At 49.5% G+C, this 15,634-nt stretch carries 13 protein-coding genes and 1 tRNA gene; 7 read left to right on the top strand and 7 right to left on the bottom strand.

Annotated features, from left to right (window positions below):
* Nucleotides 1-137: 137 nt before the first annotated feature.
* Nucleotides 138-1,295, top strand: a complete 1,158-nt coding sequence (locus FOE74_RS15850) for an AI-2E family transporter (RefSeq protein ID WP_149099590.1) — start codon at nt 138-140, stop codon at nt 1,293-1,295.
* A gap of 159 nt (nt 1,296-1,454) precedes the next feature.
* Here the strand turns inward: FOE74_RS15850 and FOE74_RS21490 are convergent, their stop codons facing one another.
* From FOE74_RS21490 to FOE74_RS15835, 3 genes are all read right to left on the bottom strand, one after another.
* Nucleotides 1,455-1,730, bottom strand: a complete 276-nt coding sequence (locus FOE74_RS21490) for a hypothetical protein (RefSeq protein ID WP_149099589.1) — start codon at nt 1,728-1,730, stop codon at nt 1,455-1,457.
* A 230-nt stretch (nt 1,731-1,960) separates the two neighbouring features.
* The gene (locus FOE74_RS15840) at nt 1,961-2,395 is read right to left on the bottom strand and encodes a hypothetical protein (RefSeq protein WP_149099588.1); all 435 of its coding nucleotides are present in this window, start codon (nt 2,393-2,395) and stop codon (nt 1,961-1,963) included.
* A gap of 1,645 nt (nt 2,396-4,040) precedes the next feature.
* A tRNA-Leu gene (locus tag FOE74_RS15835) sits at nt 4,041-4,123 on the bottom strand.
* A 1,424-nt stretch (nt 4,124-5,547) separates the two neighbouring features.
* On the opposite strand from FOE74_RS15835, the gene FOE74_RS15830 reads away from it, so the two are divergent.
* The 3 genes from FOE74_RS15830 to FOE74_RS15820 all read left to right on the top strand — a co-directional run bounded on the left by FOE74_RS15830 (nt 5,548) and on the right by FOE74_RS15820 (nt 8,744).
* Nucleotides 5,548-6,351, top strand: a complete 804-nt coding sequence (locus tag FOE74_RS15830) for a DUF1206 domain-containing protein (protein ID WP_149099587.1) — start codon at nt 5,548-5,550, stop codon at nt 6,349-6,351.
* A gap of 160 nt (nt 6,352-6,511) precedes the next feature.
* Complete coding sequence (locus FOE74_RS15825; RefSeq protein ID WP_149099586.1) at nt 6,512-7,441, top strand: PhzF family phenazine biosynthesis protein; 930 nt, start codon at nt 6,512-6,514, stop codon at nt 7,439-7,441.
* Nucleotides 7,431-8,744: a metal-dependent hydrolase family protein gene (locus FOE74_RS15820; protein ID WP_372427606.1), complete on the top strand. Its 1,314-nt coding sequence runs from the start codon at nt 7,431-7,433 to the stop codon at nt 8,742-8,744. Before FOE74_RS15825 ends, FOE74_RS15820 begins: the two co-directional genes overlap by 11 nt.
* Before the next feature lie 84 nt (nt 8,745-8,828).
* Here FOE74_RS15820 and FOE74_RS15815 read toward each other — a convergent pair whose 3' ends face one another.
* Complete coding sequence (locus FOE74_RS15815; RefSeq protein WP_149099585.1) at nt 8,829-9,707, bottom strand: TolB family protein; 879 nt, start codon at nt 9,705-9,707, stop codon at nt 8,829-8,831.
* 179 nt (nt 9,708-9,886) lie between these two features.
* On the opposite strand from FOE74_RS15815, the gene FOE74_RS15810 reads away from it, so the two are divergent.
* From FOE74_RS15810 to FOE74_RS15800, 3 genes are all read left to right on the top strand, one after another.
* Nucleotides 9,887-10,582, top strand: coding sequence for a glycosyltransferase family 2 protein (locus tag FOE74_RS15810; RefSeq protein WP_149099584.1), 696 nt, complete (start codon nt 9,887-9,889; stop codon nt 10,580-10,582).
* A 6-nt stretch (nt 10,583-10,588) separates the two neighbouring features.
* The gene (locus tag FOE74_RS15805) at nt 10,589-12,055 is read left to right on the top strand and encodes a glycosyltransferase (RefSeq protein WP_149099583.1); all 1,467 of its coding nucleotides are present in this window, start codon (nt 10,589-10,591) and stop codon (nt 12,053-12,055) included.
* Nucleotides 12,056-12,219: 164 nt separating this feature from the next.
* Nucleotides 12,220-13,407: a putative hexosyltransferase gene (locus tag FOE74_RS15800; RefSeq protein ID WP_149099582.1), complete on the top strand. Its 1,188-nt coding sequence runs from the start codon at nt 12,220-12,222 to the stop codon at nt 13,405-13,407.
* 95 nt (nt 13,408-13,502) lie between these two features.
* Here the strand turns inward: FOE74_RS15800 and FOE74_RS15795 are convergent, their stop codons facing one another.
* The 3 genes from FOE74_RS15795 to FOE74_RS15785 all read right to left on the bottom strand — a co-directional run bounded on the left by FOE74_RS15795 (nt 13,503) and on the right by FOE74_RS15785 (nt 15,632).
* Nucleotides 13,503-14,192, bottom strand: coding sequence for a DUF2461 domain-containing protein (locus FOE74_RS15795; protein ID WP_149099581.1), 690 nt, complete (start codon nt 14,190-14,192; stop codon nt 13,503-13,505).
* A 305-nt stretch (nt 14,193-14,497) separates the two neighbouring features.
* A complete protein-coding gene (locus FOE74_RS15790) occupies nt 14,498-15,115 on the bottom strand; it encodes a TIGR04282 family arsenosugar biosynthesis glycosyltransferase (RefSeq protein ID WP_188686844.1) in 618 nt (205 codons plus the stop codon).
* Nucleotides 15,108-15,632, bottom strand: coding sequence for a rhodanese-like domain-containing protein (locus FOE74_RS15785; RefSeq protein WP_149099579.1), 525 nt, complete (start codon nt 15,630-15,632; stop codon nt 15,108-15,110). Before FOE74_RS15785 ends, FOE74_RS15790 begins: the two co-directional genes overlap by 8 nt.
* Between the last annotated feature and the right edge of the window lie 2 nt (nt 15,633-15,634).

The following is a 15,634-nucleotide window of genomic DNA, read 5'->3' as shown; positions in this document are numbered from 1 at the left end:
GGAGTTTAGAGCAAGGGCTTGGAACAACCGGGGCAATGCCTTCCACCTGGGTAATCTCTTGCTTCTAATGAACAAAAACCTGTAAAATAACTCTTTGATAATGTAAACATTACAAAAAAGAACCAGTAAAAAGGTCCATGACTTCTACCGATCAGTTCTACAAGAAAAGCACCTTGGTTTTATTGGGAATCATCTTGCTGGTATATGCCCTCTACATTCTCACAGACATTCTTGTACCCATTGCGTTCTCCCTGCTGCTGGCCATTCTACTCAATCCCTTGAACAGTCGGTTAATGCGCCTGAAGATTCCCCCGGTATTGTCTATCCTGCTCACGTTATTGGTAGCCATGGTGGTGGTGGGGGTGCTGCTTTACCTTTTGTCGGCGCAGATCATGCAATTTGGGGAGATGGTACCAGCCCTTAAGCTGAAGTTCACGCAGATCCTGACGCAAATCCAGAATTTTGCCCAAAATACTTTTGGGATCAGTATTCAGAAACAAACCCAGTTTCTGAAAGAAACGGCCAATAGTGGAACGGCGTTGTTGGGAAAAACGGTCAGTAGCGTACTGGGCATTTTCAGTCTGCTGTTCCTGATTCCGGTGTATGTGTTCCTTTTCCTCTTGTACAAGCCCCTCATTCTGAATTTCCTTTTTGAGGTGTTTTCCTATAAAAACAGCCATTATGTGGCGGAAATCCTCCATGAAACCAAATCAGCGGTGCAAAGCTATATTGTGGGGCTCTTGATTGAGGCCTCTATTGTAGCCTTCCTGAATTCAGCCGCCCTTCTGCTGCTGGGTGTTCCTTATGCCATTCTGTTGGGCGTGATAGGGGCCATTCTGAACATGATTCCCTATGTGGGCGGGGTTATCGCTATTCTATTACCGGTGCTTATGGCCACTGTTTCCAGCGAGGGGTATACCACCCAGTTAGGGATCATAGGCGCCTATGCCGTCATCCAATTCCTGGACAATAATGTGCTGGTACCCCGAATTGTCTCTTCTAAGGTACAGATCAACGCCTTGATTTCCATTTTGGCGGTATTGTTGGGAGGTGCTTTGTGGGGCGTTTCAGGTATGTTTCTATCCATACCCTTGGTGGCTGTCTTGAAAATCATCTTCGACCGAATTGAATACCTCCAACCTTGGGGCAGACTGCTGGGAGACCAAATTCCTGCCTCCTATCCTGGACAAGCCTCTCCAGCACCTGCTTTGGCCAGAGAAGAAGTACCCCCAGCAAAAGGAGAAGTAGTGCACGGCGCCATGAGACCAAGCTCAGACAGTGCTTCCAGACCTTAACAGTATCAGTGATAATAGCTCACTGCCCTTCAAGCTAGCTAGCGGCAGGGGCTTATTTATAGATGATTCAGGTGATCTTGTCTGCAGGGGATTGGCAGCAAAGTTCTCAAATTTTGCTTAGGCCTGAGGTAAGCAAGTATTTCCTATTGGGACTGTCTGCTAATGGAAACGGAAGGCATACTTTTGATTTTTCGTATCGCGGTAAACTGCTACCTCTTTCCCTGAAGGAACCACCTTCTTGGTTGATTTGCGGTTTTTCTTGTCGATCACCATCAAATACACTTCTTTATCATCATTGACCGGCACCGCCGCCATCCCTCCTACTTTTATCACCATAGGATTCCAATGGCTGCCATCAAAGCTGTACAGGATGGTAAAATTGTTGATGCCTGTCTCATTTACAATGGTGACATCATCAATTTCCAGTGGATCCATGACCTCTGGTAGAGGCGGCGGCGGAGGGGGCGGAGGTGGTGGACTCCCTACCATCATGGTATCCTGCGTTGGCAGTGCCGCCGAGTCTGATGGTTGCTCTGGAGCAGTAGAGGTATTCTCTGTTGTCGTCTCCCCTGATTGCTCCTTCATCGGTTGCGCACAACCGCCTAGTAAGGGCAGCACTATCCATAGGAGGAGACACCTTATACTCTGGATCATACAGGTTTCCATTATCCTTTAGGTTGATCATTTGACGTGGGAGAAGAAGACTTCCCGAGCAGGTATCCGGCCACCGTACCTAACAACCCGATGGCGGGAGCAATCTGGTCGTTGCTATAGCCGGCGGTGATGAGGAAGAGGGTGCTGATGATGATGAGCGTCACCATTAAAACCCGTACAATGTTCTCTTTCTCAATGTGGCTACATTTGATGACATGCACCAACAGCCCCATCATAATAACTCCAAACCCGAGCACGCAGAAAGAAAGTTCGCGGGCCAAATCAGCCTTGGTTCTGGGGTTCTTCCCGGTCCCGAAGGTGTACCTTTTGGCAGCGGCGGATTCTGTAGAGGAAGCAGCTTCGGCCGGATCTGAGGCATTGCCAAACTGGGCGGCAGTGGCACTGTCAACTACCTCCTCCTGGCTATCGGGTATCTGCCTAGCCATTACTGGTTGGCAAATCCAGCATTGCAACAGTATAAAAACTACCACCGGTAATCGCATTAGCTTCATAAGGCGTTACGCTTTAACACTTTATTTACCTAATATACAATAAATTAAAGAAAATAAATATAGTTTTGGATTATACTAATTTTAAAATCAGTACCAAGGTTGTGCTGAATTTTAACTTCCCCTATAAAGCGTATGAACCCCTTCAAGGATCTAATCAGTTTAACAAGGCATCTCGGAGGCATAAACTTCAAAATGGAGCAAAAACAGGCTTTGGGGTGGTGACAATTATCACAGTACCAAGGAGGTCCTCTTAAGCTCTGAAAAGGCGGGGTGGTTGTACCATCCTTGTCCTCCACCCTGTATATGCCTAGACCCAGGCTGAGAACCTGATCTTCATGCTGATGGTAAATGGGTTTTCTAAAGCCTGTTTAAGAGGAAGAAGCCAGTGGTTTAAGAAACTAGAAAGGCCAAAGACGTAAGCCCTGGAGGTATAAAGAAGGTAAAGGAGCCCGACAAGTGCAATGCCAGTTCGCATTGCCGGCTAATAAAGCGAGACACCATTCCAAGACTGCCCCCCCAACGGCAGTTCTCGCCCCGCAACAAGCGCCTACCAGCCCTTTTTATGAACCAGGAAGTCCTCATTGCCAAAAAGGTTAAGGGCATACATGTAAGCTTGGTAGAAACTCACAAAAGCCTTCTCCAAGGGTACCCCATCCCGGATTACATAATAGGGGCTAACAGCCCCTTGCATGTGCAGTGCGTTCATCTTATTTCTCTTTTTCACCTGCGCCTCCCACCTGAATTCCATTTACAGATCAGGAAAATAGTGAGACAATAATCAAACCGGTTTTTGCCTGTTTTGCCTTAACTAGGCCAAAATCAGTATTTACACGATTATCTCCACTCAAAAGGCCGGTGGAAAGTATTGCCTCAAAAGAAAAGTGATCAAGTTGCCTGCACTACTCAAGACTTGGTACACTTGCTAATGAAACACCTGGGTAAAGGACCTTACCAAGCTTTCCGTTTCAAAAAAGGCAATGCTGCTATTATATTGATGTTTCATGCCCCAAGAACACGATAAAGATAAAGTGCCCCCACACTAAAAAAGACCGCCCTGGAGGCAGTCTTTTTTAGTGTGGGGGTTTCAAAACTACAGTATGTAAGGGCGGTAAATACCTGAAAGCCTTAGAGTTGGCCATTCACCTGTGCTGGTAAGGGCTGCTCATGGCCCCCACGGCTTTGTGTTAGCCGTTTCTCCCCTCCTCCAGTCTCATGCTTTTGCCGAAGCAAGTACATGCCTGTGGAAACGCTCAATAATAAACCAAGGGGAATTATTACTTTACCTCTTTTCATAGATTCTCTGTTGATATAGGACAGATTAGGTTTACTGCATTCCCTTTAGAAAGTTCAAAGAGTACAGCTTTTCCTTTCCAAACGCAGTACGTAGCCCTTCCATTGCCTATCATGAAGGGGAGAATTATCTAGGATCTTATACTAGGTACACTAAGACTGAATAGCAGTAGGTCTCCTTAAAAAGTATGGTTCTCCAGTAGGGGCAGAATATTAAAATCTTTGGTTTTCCTCTAAAACAAAAAAGCCCTGTAACTATCTAAGTTACAGGGCTTTTCTATACTCAATGTGCGCGCGGGGAGATTCGAACTCCCACACCCGTAAGGCACCACCCCCTCAAGATGGCGTGTCTACCAGTTTCACCACGTGCGCAAATCCCAAAAGGCTGTTCCTGATTTGGTGGTACAAATGTATTGCATCCTTTTATTTCTTCCAAGCCTTTTTTAACTTTTAAACCCTCCCTTCCACTAGAAATTGAAATAGACCACCTTGTCCTCCCGTTCCGTGGTCAAGTCTAACCTAGTTCCTAAGCATGCTTGAACGCCTTCCTTCTTCATCCACTCTTACTTTTTATGGCTGTTTTTTGGCTCCTTGAATTGGCCATTAAAAATTTAATATGCTTTTAAAAAGCGGATTTAAACCTTAATAAGGTTTAAATCTAAACGTTTTCATAAAATAAATAAGCTCTAAAGCATTCGATATAATTCACGCAGCAACAAAGACTCTAATTTATTTTACTCAAACTAAAACAATTACTCAAATTCTGCACCGCATCTAACAATAAAAAACAACTTAAAATATATTTTCATAAGCCTTATTTGCCACATTTTATTACAACAACAGCTGCATCACTAATATATCACTTATATAATTTTAACACTGTTATTTTAAATCATATAAATTAATTATAAAATTTGTTAATACATTCTTTAGTTTAATATTTTTAAAATTGCCATATTATTAATTGAATTAAGTTAACTAGTATTCAAAGAAAACTTAATAGTAGAAATCCTAAACAAGTTTTTATCATAAACCCTTGCAATTGTTATAGTAAAATTATTTTAATATTAATATTTTATTCAACCACGTTAACTCCAAAAGGCCTCTAAAAGATACGTATTTTCAACAATTACAAACATCTATTCTACTATTACCCTTTACGCACAATATCTACACCATAAATCAGATCATTATTTATTAGGCTCTAAAAACAACCTTCAAACAAAAAAATGAAACTCCTTAAACCTTGTGCTTAATACCTTATCATTTCCTTTTCACAACTCACCTATTATAAAATCGTATTTACAGAACCTAGAGAAGAGTAAATCTATGGAAGGTTTGGTTTGCCATCTGAAACGACAGGTAAAACTATCCTTACTCCTTCCTTACCGCAGAAAATGACTAAATGCGATCCACTTAAAGCAAAACATACAATCACCTGATCTTTCTTAATAATGGTCAGTAGTTTACAAATTCAAACCTGAAGACTTACTTGAAGTACTAAAAGATCCGAATTCAACTAAGACGGAGCCATGAACAGGTTACAAGAAAGTTTCCTCCACCAGAATGCTAATATTTTTATCTTTTCTATTCCATCCAAAATCCATCGTTAACATTTTTTATTTAATTAATTTTTAATTAGTAATAAATAACAAATCATCTTTAAAAAAAAATTCATCTAAACATTCAACCAACTTCAACTATAAAATTCTAATGCCAAACCAAGGTAATAACTAAAAGGCACTCATACATCGAAAGACAAAAACCCATTCCATTTAAAGTAGTACAAGATTAAAATGAAGGAACAACACAAAGATTGGATTGAATCATTTGCAAAAGCAGGATATGTGGCAAAAGGATTGGTATATATTCTCATTGGGGTTCTTACGGCAATGTTCGCCTTTGGAATAGGGGGAGAAAAAGCCTCCAATACAGATGCCCTGCGACAAGTCAAAGAGTTTCCCGGGGGCGGATTCTTATTAGGGATATTAGCTGCCGGGTTGTTTGGGTATGCCCTTTGGCGATTAACGCAAGCCATTAAAGATACCGAAAACAAAGGATCAGGCGCGAAAGGGATTGGCAAACGGTTGGCGTACGCATTTAGTGGTCTGCTGTATGGCTCTTTGGCATTTGTAGCTTTTAAAATAGGAACAGGAAACCAAAGCAGTGCCGGCAGCAGCGGCGGCAAAGAACAATCTGTTCTTACTGAATTGTTAAGCCATGACTACGGAAAATATGTAGCCATCCTTATAGGATTAATAACCATTGGCAACGGGCTTAACCAACTAAGAAAAGCAGCAACCGCTTCCTTTATGAAAGAGGTTAAAGGGTTGCCCAGAGATCGGTTCGATTTTCTTAAAAAAGCCGGGCAAGCTGGTTATGCCGCGCGGGGAATTGTCTTCTGTATTATTGGTTTCTTGTTTGCCCGCGCAGCCTGGGCACAGCAACCGGAAGGTGCCGGCGGCACAGAAGATGCCTTCACCTTCTTACAAACCTCCCCTTTCGGGAATGTGCTGTTGGGAATTGTAGCTTTGGGCCTCATAGGCTATGGTATCTTCATGTTCGTGCAAGCCAGGTATAGCCAAATCTCTATTTCCTGAGGTTGCCTTTTCCTCCCAATATCAAGTAGGGCTTCCCTTTCAAGGGAGGCCCTACTTTTATTTTAGGGGTGTTTTCCAGAAATGACCTCTAAATCCCGGATCGGTAAAAATCTCTCACCCCGCCCTACTTCTTGTAACAGATAGTTCATAACTTCCGGCCATGCAACCGGTTCCTTTTTACATTGTAGATGTCTTCGCCAATGCGCCTTACAAAGGCAACCAATTGGCTGTATTTCTCCCGCCAGAAGACCTCACCACCCATCAAATGCAGCAGATGGCGCAGGAAATCGGGTTTGCGGAATCTTCATTTATCCTTTCCTGGCAAGCGAGTACCCAAGGGTTTGCTTGCCGCTTTTTCACCGTGGAATATGAGGTTCCTTTTGCCGGACATCCCACGCTGGGCACTGCCTATGTTCTTCAGCAATTCGTGCTACAGAAACCAGTTCCTGAACTTAGCCTTCACCTGAAGGTGGGGCAGATCCCGGTGACTTTCACCTATTCCCATGATACCCCAGATTTCCTGCTCATGCGGCAAATCAATCCGGTTTTTGGGAAAGAGGTGCCGCAAGAAGAATTGGCTCAACTCATAGGACTGCCACAAGAGAGCCTACACCCCTCGTTTCCGGTACAGGAAGTCTCCACGGGACTGCCTTTCCTCCTCATTCCCCTCCAGAAACTGGAAGACATACAGCGCCTGAAGCTCCAACCAGACCAGTTGTTTGCCTTTCTCCAGCACCATGGCCTGTACAAGACGCAACGGCCAGATGGGCTTTCCGTGGCCCTGTACTTTTTTTGCCCGCAAACCTATTCCGCAGACCACCAGGTGAATGCCCGCATGCTGGCCCTGGAGAACGGTCAGGTGATTGAAGACGCCGCCACTGGGAGCGCCAACGGCTGTTTCCTGGCTTATTTATTAAAACACCGCTATTTCGGAGAAGGCCCCCTAGACTTGCTGGTGGAGCAGGGCTATGAACTGAAACGCGACTCCACCATCAAACTGCAAGGCTCGCTAGCCGCCGAGGAGCAATATGACCTCCAGGTGGGGGGCCAGGTGCAGCTTATCGCGAAGGGAGAGTGGTATGCGCACTAATATTCTTCGGAGAGCTTTTCCCTGGCCAGCCCTGCTCGTGCTGGTCATGGTTTTTCTGTCGTTTTTAAAGGGTTTTGCCCAAACAAGCCCTAAAACAGATTCAACCTTCGTATTGAAGCCAAACCAGGTGTTTGATGGCCAGCAGATGCGGCAAGGGTGGGTGGTAGTGGTCCAAGGAGACCGCATCACCGCCGCCGGGCCTGCCACCTCCGTTACGGTGCCTGCCCACGCGCGGGTCATTTCCCTGCCGGGCCAGACGCTTTTACCGGGCTTGATCGAGGGGCATTCGCACCTGCTGCTGCACCCCTACAACGAAACCTCCTGGAACGACCAGGTACTCAAAGAAGCCGATGCCCTGCGGGTAGCCCGAGCCACCGTGCACGCCCGCAACACGCTGCTGGCCGGTTTTACCACCGTACGGGACCTGGGTTCTGAAGGAGCTGAATTCGCGGACGTGGGCCTGAAGCAGGCCATTGACCAGAACATAATTCCCGGTCCCAGGATGCTGGTGGCGGGTAAAGCCTTGATTGCCACGGGAAGTTATGGCCCAAAAGGATTTGATCCGGCCTTTGAGGTGCCGCAAGGTGCCGAAGCCGCCGACGGCATAGACCAGATTTCCCGAGTGGTGCGCGATCAGATTGGCAAAGGGGCCGATATCATTAAAGTCTACGCTGATTACCGCTGGGGCCCGAACGGCGAAGCCATGCCTACCTTCACCCTCTCAGAACTGAACCTGATAGTAGAGATCGCGTCCAGCAGCGGCCGCCCCGTAGTGGCCCACGCCAGCACCCCAGAAGGCATGCGCCGGGCAGCAGAGGCCGGCGTAGAAACCATTGAACACGGTGACGGCGGCACGCCGGAAGTTTTCAAACTAATGGCCAAACGCAAGGTGGCCCTCTGCCCTACCCTGGCCGCCGGCGACGCCATTCTGCAATACAACGGCTGGCGCAAAGGCCAGGATCCAGAACCGTTGCGTATCACCCAGAAAAGGGCCAGTTTCAAAGCAGCCCTGGCCGCCAAGGTACCCATCAGCGCAGGCGGCGATGTAGGGGTTTTCCCGCACGGCGACAATGCCCGGGAACTGGAAATGCTGGTGGAATATGGGATGTCTCCCCTGGAAGTGCTTCGCGCCGCCACCTCGGGCAATGCCCGCCTCTTCCACCTGGACCAACGGCTAGGCAGCGTGAAGACTGGTTTATTAGCGGATCTCATCTCCGTGGCTGGGGATCCCCTCAAAGACATTTCAGCGTTACGCAAAGTGAACTTGGTGATGAAGGGTGGCCAGATATACCGGCAACCATAAGAATCTTCCATTTTTGCCTAAAAGGCTTTTTCCGCCTGTTTCTTTAAAAACAGGCGGAAAAAGCCTTTCAATTAAGCTACAAAATCAAAGGGTGGCTACAAAGGAGAGGTGCTTACCAGTAGGGCTAACCGCTAACCGGGTAATATTCTTGATTCCCTTGGTGCTGAGGTCGGCGACCTCCTTCCACTTACCACCGGCTCCGGGGCGAAAGAGGAAGATCTTGCTGCCTTGGGCCATGAGCAGTTGGCCGTCTGGAGTCCAGGCATAGTCTTGGCTGCCCGGCAAGGCCTGTACTAAGGTTTCCCGCTCCATGGTTTTCAGATGGATAAGCTTAATGTCGGCTACCGCATCAGAAACGGGCACCAAAAAACTGATGGCCTGCTGCCTGGGCACCTTCTGCAGGCACCGCCCCACAGATTCTTCCAACTTCACCGGCTCTTTTTTACCGGGTACTGCCAGGTAAAGGCTCATGGGAGGCGTTTCCGGGAAAGCGGCCACCAACATAGAATCCTGGTTATACCACACGTGGTACCCGATCAACTGCGGCATTTGCAAGACCAAGGCAGGCGAGCTGGCTGCCGGCTTCAGCGGGAAACGCCACAGGTGCTGCTCTTTGCCCCGCACCACCGTGAACGATTGAGCGTCTGGCATAACCAAGGGAGAATATTCCGCCTCAGGCGTGGCCGTCAGTTGCGAAGTCTTCTTCTCCTTGAGGAAATACTGGTAGATATCAGTGGGTTGCCCGTTGCGCTGGGAAGCATACAGCACCGATTTCCCATCTGGCGTGAAGCTGGGCTGGTTGTCATACCCTGGCCGCTGGGTAATGTTGAGGGGCGCACCTACCTGGTAAGTTTCCTTCTGTTTTTTCAGCGGTACTAAAAAGATGTCAGTATCCGGAACGCCTTGCGCCACGGCACCTGCCGCCCAAAAGCTTAAAATTATGGTGAGGTAGGTGTGTTTCATAGAGCAATCCTTTTTTTAGTTAACATATTTTTTCAGCCGAAGACTGTGTCTACCAAATGCTACTTCCTCCTCAGATAGAATAGCCTCGGTTTGTTTGTCCGATTCGATCAACAACACCATTCCTGTGAGATGGGCGGTAAATTAGTTTTAGCAGGTGAATTTACCCATCTTTGTTTAACATGCCTCAGATCACCGTCATTATTCCGGCCTATAATGAAGCCCTTTCCATTGGGAAAGTGGTAGCCGGCATTCCCCGGGAACTGGTGCAGCAGGTCATAGTGGTGGATAACAATTCAACGGATAGCACCGGGCAGGTGGCAACCCAGGCCGGTGCCACCGTGGTGTGGGAGCCCCGGCAGGGCTATGGCCAGGCTTGCCTCACCGGTATTGCCCATGCTCTTAATCAGGTCCCCCCACCAGACATTATCCTCTTCATGGACGGCGACTTTTCTGACTATCCAGAGGAAATCCCCCTAGTGCTGCACCCCCTTCTCACCCAAGGCTATGACCTGGTGATAGGATCAAGGGCGCTGGGACAACGGGAGCCGGGTTCTATGACAATACCGCAGATCTTCGGCAATTGGCTAGCCACCACGCTGCTCCGCAGTCTGTACAACGCTCGTTTCACAGACCTGGGTCCTTTCAGGGCCATCAGCACGCAAGCCCTTTGCCAGTTGAACATGCAAGACCGCACCTATGGCTGGACCGTGGAAATGCAGTTGAAAGCAGCCCAACAGAACATCAGGTACACTGAGGTACCCGTTACCTACCGCAAACGGATTGGGGTTTCCAAAATCTCCGGCACGGTCAAAGGCGTGGTACTTGCGGGCTATAAAATCCTTTGGACCATTGGCAAGCACTACCGCAGAAAGTAACATAACATGGAAGGGCTGGAAATAACGTTGCTGGTGCTGTATGCGGCTTGTCTGGTATTCCTGTTTCTCTACAGCGCGGTCCAGTTGCACCTGACGGTCTTGTACCGGCACTACCGGAAAAGGCCAAAAAAGGAACCGGCGCCGCTTCACCAGTGGCCCACCGTGACGGTGCAACTTCCGCTGTACAATGAGGTATATGTGGCTGAACGCCTCCTGCGGGCCGTAGCGGCCTTAGACTACCCCCGGGAACTGCTGCAGATCCTGGTCTTAGACGACTCCACAGATGAGACCGTGGCCCTGGTGGCGCGGGAGGTGGAGAAAGGGCAACGGCAGGGGCTCTCCATTCAACAAGTTCGCCGGCCAGACCGAACCGGGTACAAAGCCGGAGCCTTACAACATGCCCTGCCTCTTTCCACGGGGGAATTCATTGTCCTTTTTGACGCCGACTTTTTACCTGCGCCCGATTTCCTGCGCCAAGCCCTTCCCTATTTCACCTCCGCGCGGGTGGGCGTGGTGCAAACGCGTTGGGGGCACCTTAACCGGTCCTTCTCTTTGCTTACCCAATTACAGGCCTTTGGCTTAGATGCCCATTTCACCGTGGAGCAAGGGGCTCGAAACAAGGGCCACCACTTTATCAACTTCAACGGTACGGCTGGCATCTGGCGCAAGAAAACCATTCTGGAGGCCGGTGGTTGGCACGCAGACACGCTCACCGAAGACCTGGACTTAAGCTACCGCGCGCAACTGCAAGGCTGGGAATTCAGGTACGTGGAACATATTGCGGTACCGGCAGAACTGCCTGTGACCATGCCCGCCCTACGGTCGCAGCAATACCGCTGGACCAAAGGGGCTGCTGAAACCGCCCGCAAACACCTCTGGCAGGTGCTCCGCTCAGACAAACCCTGGCTATCTAAATGGTTCGCCTTTTTTCACCTGCTCAACAGCAGCGTGTTTGTGGCGGTGCTGGTTGCGGCTTTGCTGAGCGTGCCGGTCATGCTGGTGCAAGACCGGTACCCCGTGGTGGTGCACTTATTGGGGTACTCTTCGGTGTTCAAAGTCAGTTTCCTGATCCTGGGTTTCTTTTACTGGACGGCTGAGCGGCACCTGTACTCCGGCACCCTTTCCGGCTGGACGTTTCCCGTGCGGTTTTTCTATTTCCTGGTCATGTCATTGGGGCTGTCGTTGCACAATGCTTTGGCCGTGCTGGAGGGGTTCCTGGGCCGGAAAACCCCCTTCGTCCGGACACCCAAATTCAACCTAGCCCCGCAACAGAAAGGCAACTGGCGCCTGAATCAATATTCGCTCTCCAAGGTGCCTCCTTTGGCTTGGTTAGAGGGGCTGCTTTGCCTTTACTTCCTCTTCGCCGTTGGCGTGGGGGTGGTACGTCAAACGTATGGGTTTCTCCCCTACCACCTGATGTTAAGCCTGGGGTTCGGCTTGGTCTTCTTCTACACCTGGCGCCATAGCAAATGAAGTCATTGCCTGCTTCTGCCTTGCCTCTGCCTTCCTGGTTGGTGGTTTTTTCAGGAATACTTTCCTTGGCGGCCGTTTACGTTTTAGGGTATGAAATCGCCCGGACTGATTTTGGGGGCCTCTTTTGTTGGTTTAGTCTGGCCTTTTTAGCCTACTTTCTGCAAATGAAGGCCAAAATACCCTTGTGGTATGGACTGGGGTTAGGGCTGGTATTGCGGCTGGTACTGTTGTTGGCCATGCCCGCCCTCTCAGATGATTACGCCCGGTTTCTTTGGGACGGACACCTGCTCCAGAACGGCCTGAATCCTTACCTAAATTTGCCCAGTGATTGGATGGAAGTTGGCGCGCCCCTGCCTGCCGGACTTTCCCCAGCCCTTTACCAGACGCTGAACTCTCCCCAGTATTACTCGGTTTATCCGCCGGTGTGCCAGTTCATCTTTTGGGTGAGCACCCTGATCAAAGGAGACGTGCTGGCCAGCGTGGTGATGATGCGGGTCTGCGTAATGCTGGCGGAAGCAGGTACTCTTTGGCTGCTGCCCAAAGTACTGCAGCGGCTACACCTCCCTCCTGCCCAAGCCCTTTGGTACGCCTTGAACCCAGCGGTGATCCTGGAACTCACCGGCAACCTCCACTTTGAGGCGTTCATGATATTTTTCCTGGTGAGCGCTTTTTACTTTTTCTCCGGGAAAAGGTGGGCACTGGCCGCGGTTTGCTTGGGGCTTTCCGTGGGAAGCAAACTGTTGCCGCTGTTGCTATTGCCCTTGCTCCCCAGGTATCTGGGCTGGCCAAAGGCGGTGGCGGTGGGGCTGCTGGTGGGGCTTACCCTCCTGCTCCTCTTTTCACCATTCCTTAGCCCTGATTTGGTAGCGCACCTGGGTTCCAGCCTTACCCTGTATTTCCAGAAGTTTGAGTTCAATGCCAGCGTGTACTATCTGCTGCGGGCCGTGGGCTTTTGGTTGGCGGGGTTTAACCTCATTTCCTTTTTAGGCCTTGGCTTACCTATCCTGACCTTGGCAGGTGCCCTTTGGTTGGGCTTCGGGCAGCCGGCCCAGCCTAAGTCCTTTCCCTGGTTGGTGATTGCGTCTTTGGGGCTCATGAGCCTCTATTTTTTCCTTTCCACCACGGTGCACCCATGGTACCTCAGTACCTTGGTGGCTTTGGCCTGTGGCACTCGCTACAGGTTCCCGATGGTCTGGTCTGGAATGGCAATCCTTTCCTATGCAGCCTACCAAACCACTGCATACAGAGAGAACCTTTGGCTGGTAGCCCTGGAATATGGGGTAGTGTTCTTCTTCTTAGGGTGGGAATGGCGGAAAGAACGGCAGAAACACGCGTCCGTTTTTGCGGGTTGAGATGAGCCGAACGAGAGGAACAAATAAAAACGCCTCCTGAGTCAGGAGACGCTTTTATTTTGGATCAGTTTTTTAGAAAAGAAGCCAAAAGCGGCTTAGACTTCCATTCCCTTCAATTCTTTCATGGGCCTAAGGAAGAAATCATTCACCGGCTTTACCGCTTGCATGGCCGCCAGGCATTCTTCATATAACCGGTCACTGGTCACCACGTCATCAGTGAGCATGTAGGTGGCATTCCAGCTTTTGTGCCGAAGTAAGGTAATGGCGGGGTTCTCGCTGTCATAGCCTTTGGGCGTGGTTTTCAGCTTATCTCCGCCCAAACCGACAAAGTATTTCTTAAACGCAGGGGCATTAAGCAGTTCCTTCAGTTCCTGGTAGTTGTAGTCAATTTCCTGCCGGATGGCCTTTAATTCCGGGGCGGGGGGCATCCAAACGCCGCCAGCCAGGAAAGAACCGTCATTGGGACTGATGTGCAGGTAAAAACCCGGGTTGATGGTCTTCCGGCCCCCTTCGGCCAGGTAGGCGCAGATATGGTCTTTGTAAGGGCGCTTGTCATGGGAGAACCGTACATCACGGTAAATCCGGAACATCAGGTCTTTAGGGGCTTGCCCCTCCAGGGCTGGTTCAAATTCAGTGGCTCCCTGCAAAAGCGTAGTTAGAAAAAGGATGAAATCCTGGCGGGCGTCCTCGTAGCGGCTGCGGTTCACCTCAAACCACTCGCGCTGGTTGTTCACCCGAAGGTCGCGGATGAAGGCTAAGGTAGATGGGTCTAAATGTTTTTTCATGAAGTCTATTATTGGAAGGCGGCTGCCTTGCGAAGGAAACAAGAAAGCACCAGGGTAAGTTCTAGTCTAAGGTACCCCAGTTTGGACCAATGACCGCTTGCACGCATTTTAGGGTTGTATTCTGAAAATTGGCCAGAAAACAGGCGCCTTGGCTAATTCCATATTCAACTGCCTTCAACGAGAATCAACACAGAAGTAAAAACAGTTGGCACCTCCGGAATTAAAATCGTTCAGCAAGCTTAACTTACCCTTTAGAGCGCTAACTTACCTGAAAGGGCTTCTGGATTATAGCCAAGTCACTTAGCTCACTGGACTTTCACCAAGGCTTGCAGGTGGGGCCAGGCGGCCAGGTCCGCTTCTTCGTCCACATCGGCGAGGACCGGGAGGTACGAGACCACCAACTCTAACTCTTCGGCGACGGCGACTGTGGAGGTAAGCACATTTTCTGTACTCCAGGGAATGTTGGCGAACAAATCAGGAACCAGGTAATTGAGCCCCAGCAGGTAATAACCGCCATCTTTTGCTGGGCCGAGGACCAAATCTGTCTGGGTTAGTTTTTGAAATGCTTCCTCCAGGTGGGCGGCAGTGAGCCCAGGGCAATCGCTTCCGATGATCACCACCGGGGAATAGCCTTCTACTAGTCCTTTGGCAAATAGGGTATGCATGCGGTGACCCAGATCTGGCAAAGAGGGTTGCAGGTGCTTTTCAAAGTCAGCCTCCGCCCAAAGATCCTGCTCCATAATCTCATCGGCGTAGCACACCCATTTAGTGGCTTGTATTGGGGTTGCAGCCGCACGGGTAGTCTGCAGAAGTTCCTGGTAAACCTGCAAGGCATTTTCAGGGCCAATGGTTTGGGCAAGCCTTGATTTTACCTTGCCCAGTTTAGGCGCGCGTACAAAAATCAGCAGTAAGGGTTTACTCATAAACTTTCTGTCCTTCTTTAAGCCAAATACCCCATAACCGGGAATAGGCATGCACTTTTTGGGTTGATCCGTGCACATTGACCACCGGCCTTCCTTCCTTGACCCATTGGAAGAGGCCGCCGTACAGGTGATACACCTTTGGGTACCCAAGAGCCTTCAGTTGTTCGCCCAGGCGTTCACTGCGGTAACCTACCGTGCAATATACTACCAAGGTCTTGTTTTTTGGCAACCGGGTAAGTTGTTCATCTCCCACCTTCTCAAAATCAAGGAATTGGGCTGATGCAAGATGGCTTACCCGAAACTCTGCAGCGGACCGACTATCTAGAAGGAGGATATCTTCAGGTGTCTTATCCAGCAAGTCAGTCACTTGTTGGGGTGTGAGCGTGGGCACCGTATCTTTATAAAGCGCAGACAGCAGGCAGTCATACAGCGGATAAGGACCCTGCCCTCCCGCCGGCGGCCTGCAACTTAGAAAGAGGAGGAAACAAACAAACCAGCACAGGTTGAAACGGTTCATGG

Source organism: Rufibacter glacialis (assembly GCF_008271745.1).
GTDB lineage: Bacteria > Bacteroidota > Bacteroidia > Cytophagales > Hymenobacteraceae > Nibribacter > Nibribacter glacialis.
Note: the sequence above shows the minus strand (reverse complement) of the source record. Positions and strands in the feature narration are given on the sequence as shown.

Bases quoted from the DNA above. Each gene is read 5' to 3' on its own strand.
- FOE74_RS21490 (WP_149099589.1), bottom strand. From the start codon at position 1,730: ATGGATCCACTGGAAATTGATGATGTCACCATTGTAAATGAGACAGGC.
- FOE74_RS15815 (WP_149099585.1), bottom strand. From the start codon at position 9,707: ATGAAACACACCTACCTCACCATAATTTTAAGCTTTTGGGCGGCAGGT.
- FOE74_RS15825 (WP_149099586.1), top strand. From the start codon at position 6,512: ATGCAACCGGTTCCTTTTTACATTGTAGATGTCTTCGCCAATGCGCCT.
- FOE74_RS15790 (WP_188686844.1), bottom strand. From the start codon at position 15,115: ATGAGTAAACCCTTACTGCTGATTTTTGTACGCGCGCCTAAACTGGGC.
- FOE74_RS15800 (WP_149099582.1), top strand. From the start codon at position 12,220: ATGAAGGCCAAAATACCCTTGTGGTATGGACTGGGGTTAGGGCTGGTA.
- FOE74_RS15850 (WP_149099590.1), top strand. From the start codon at position 138: ATGACTTCTACCGATCAGTTCTACAAGAAAAGCACCTTGGTTTTATTG.
- FOE74_RS15840 (WP_149099588.1), bottom strand. From the start codon at position 2,395: ATGGCTAGGCAGATACCCGATAGCCAGGAGGAGGTAGTTGACAGTGCC.
- FOE74_RS15805 (WP_149099583.1), top strand. From the start codon at position 10,589: ATGGAAGGGCTGGAAATAACGTTGCTGGTGCTGTATGCGGCTTGTCTG.
- FOE74_RS15785 (WP_149099579.1), bottom strand. From the start codon at position 15,632: ATGAACCGTTTCAACCTGTGCTGGTTTGTTTGTTTCCTCCTCTTTCTA.
- FOE74_RS15830 (WP_149099587.1), top strand. From the start codon at position 5,548: ATGAAGGAACAACACAAAGATTGGATTGAATCATTTGCAAAAGCAGGA.
- FOE74_RS15795 (WP_149099581.1), bottom strand. From the start codon at position 14,192: ATGAAAAAACATTTAGACCCATCTACCTTAGCCTTCATCCGCGACCTT.
- FOE74_RS15820 (WP_372427606.1), top strand. From the start codon at position 7,431: ATGCGCACTAATATTCTTCGGAGAGCTTTTCCCTGGCCAGCCCTGCTC.
- FOE74_RS15810 (WP_149099584.1), top strand. From the start codon at position 9,887: ATGCCTCAGATCACCGTCATTATTCCGGCCTATAATGAAGCCCTTTCC.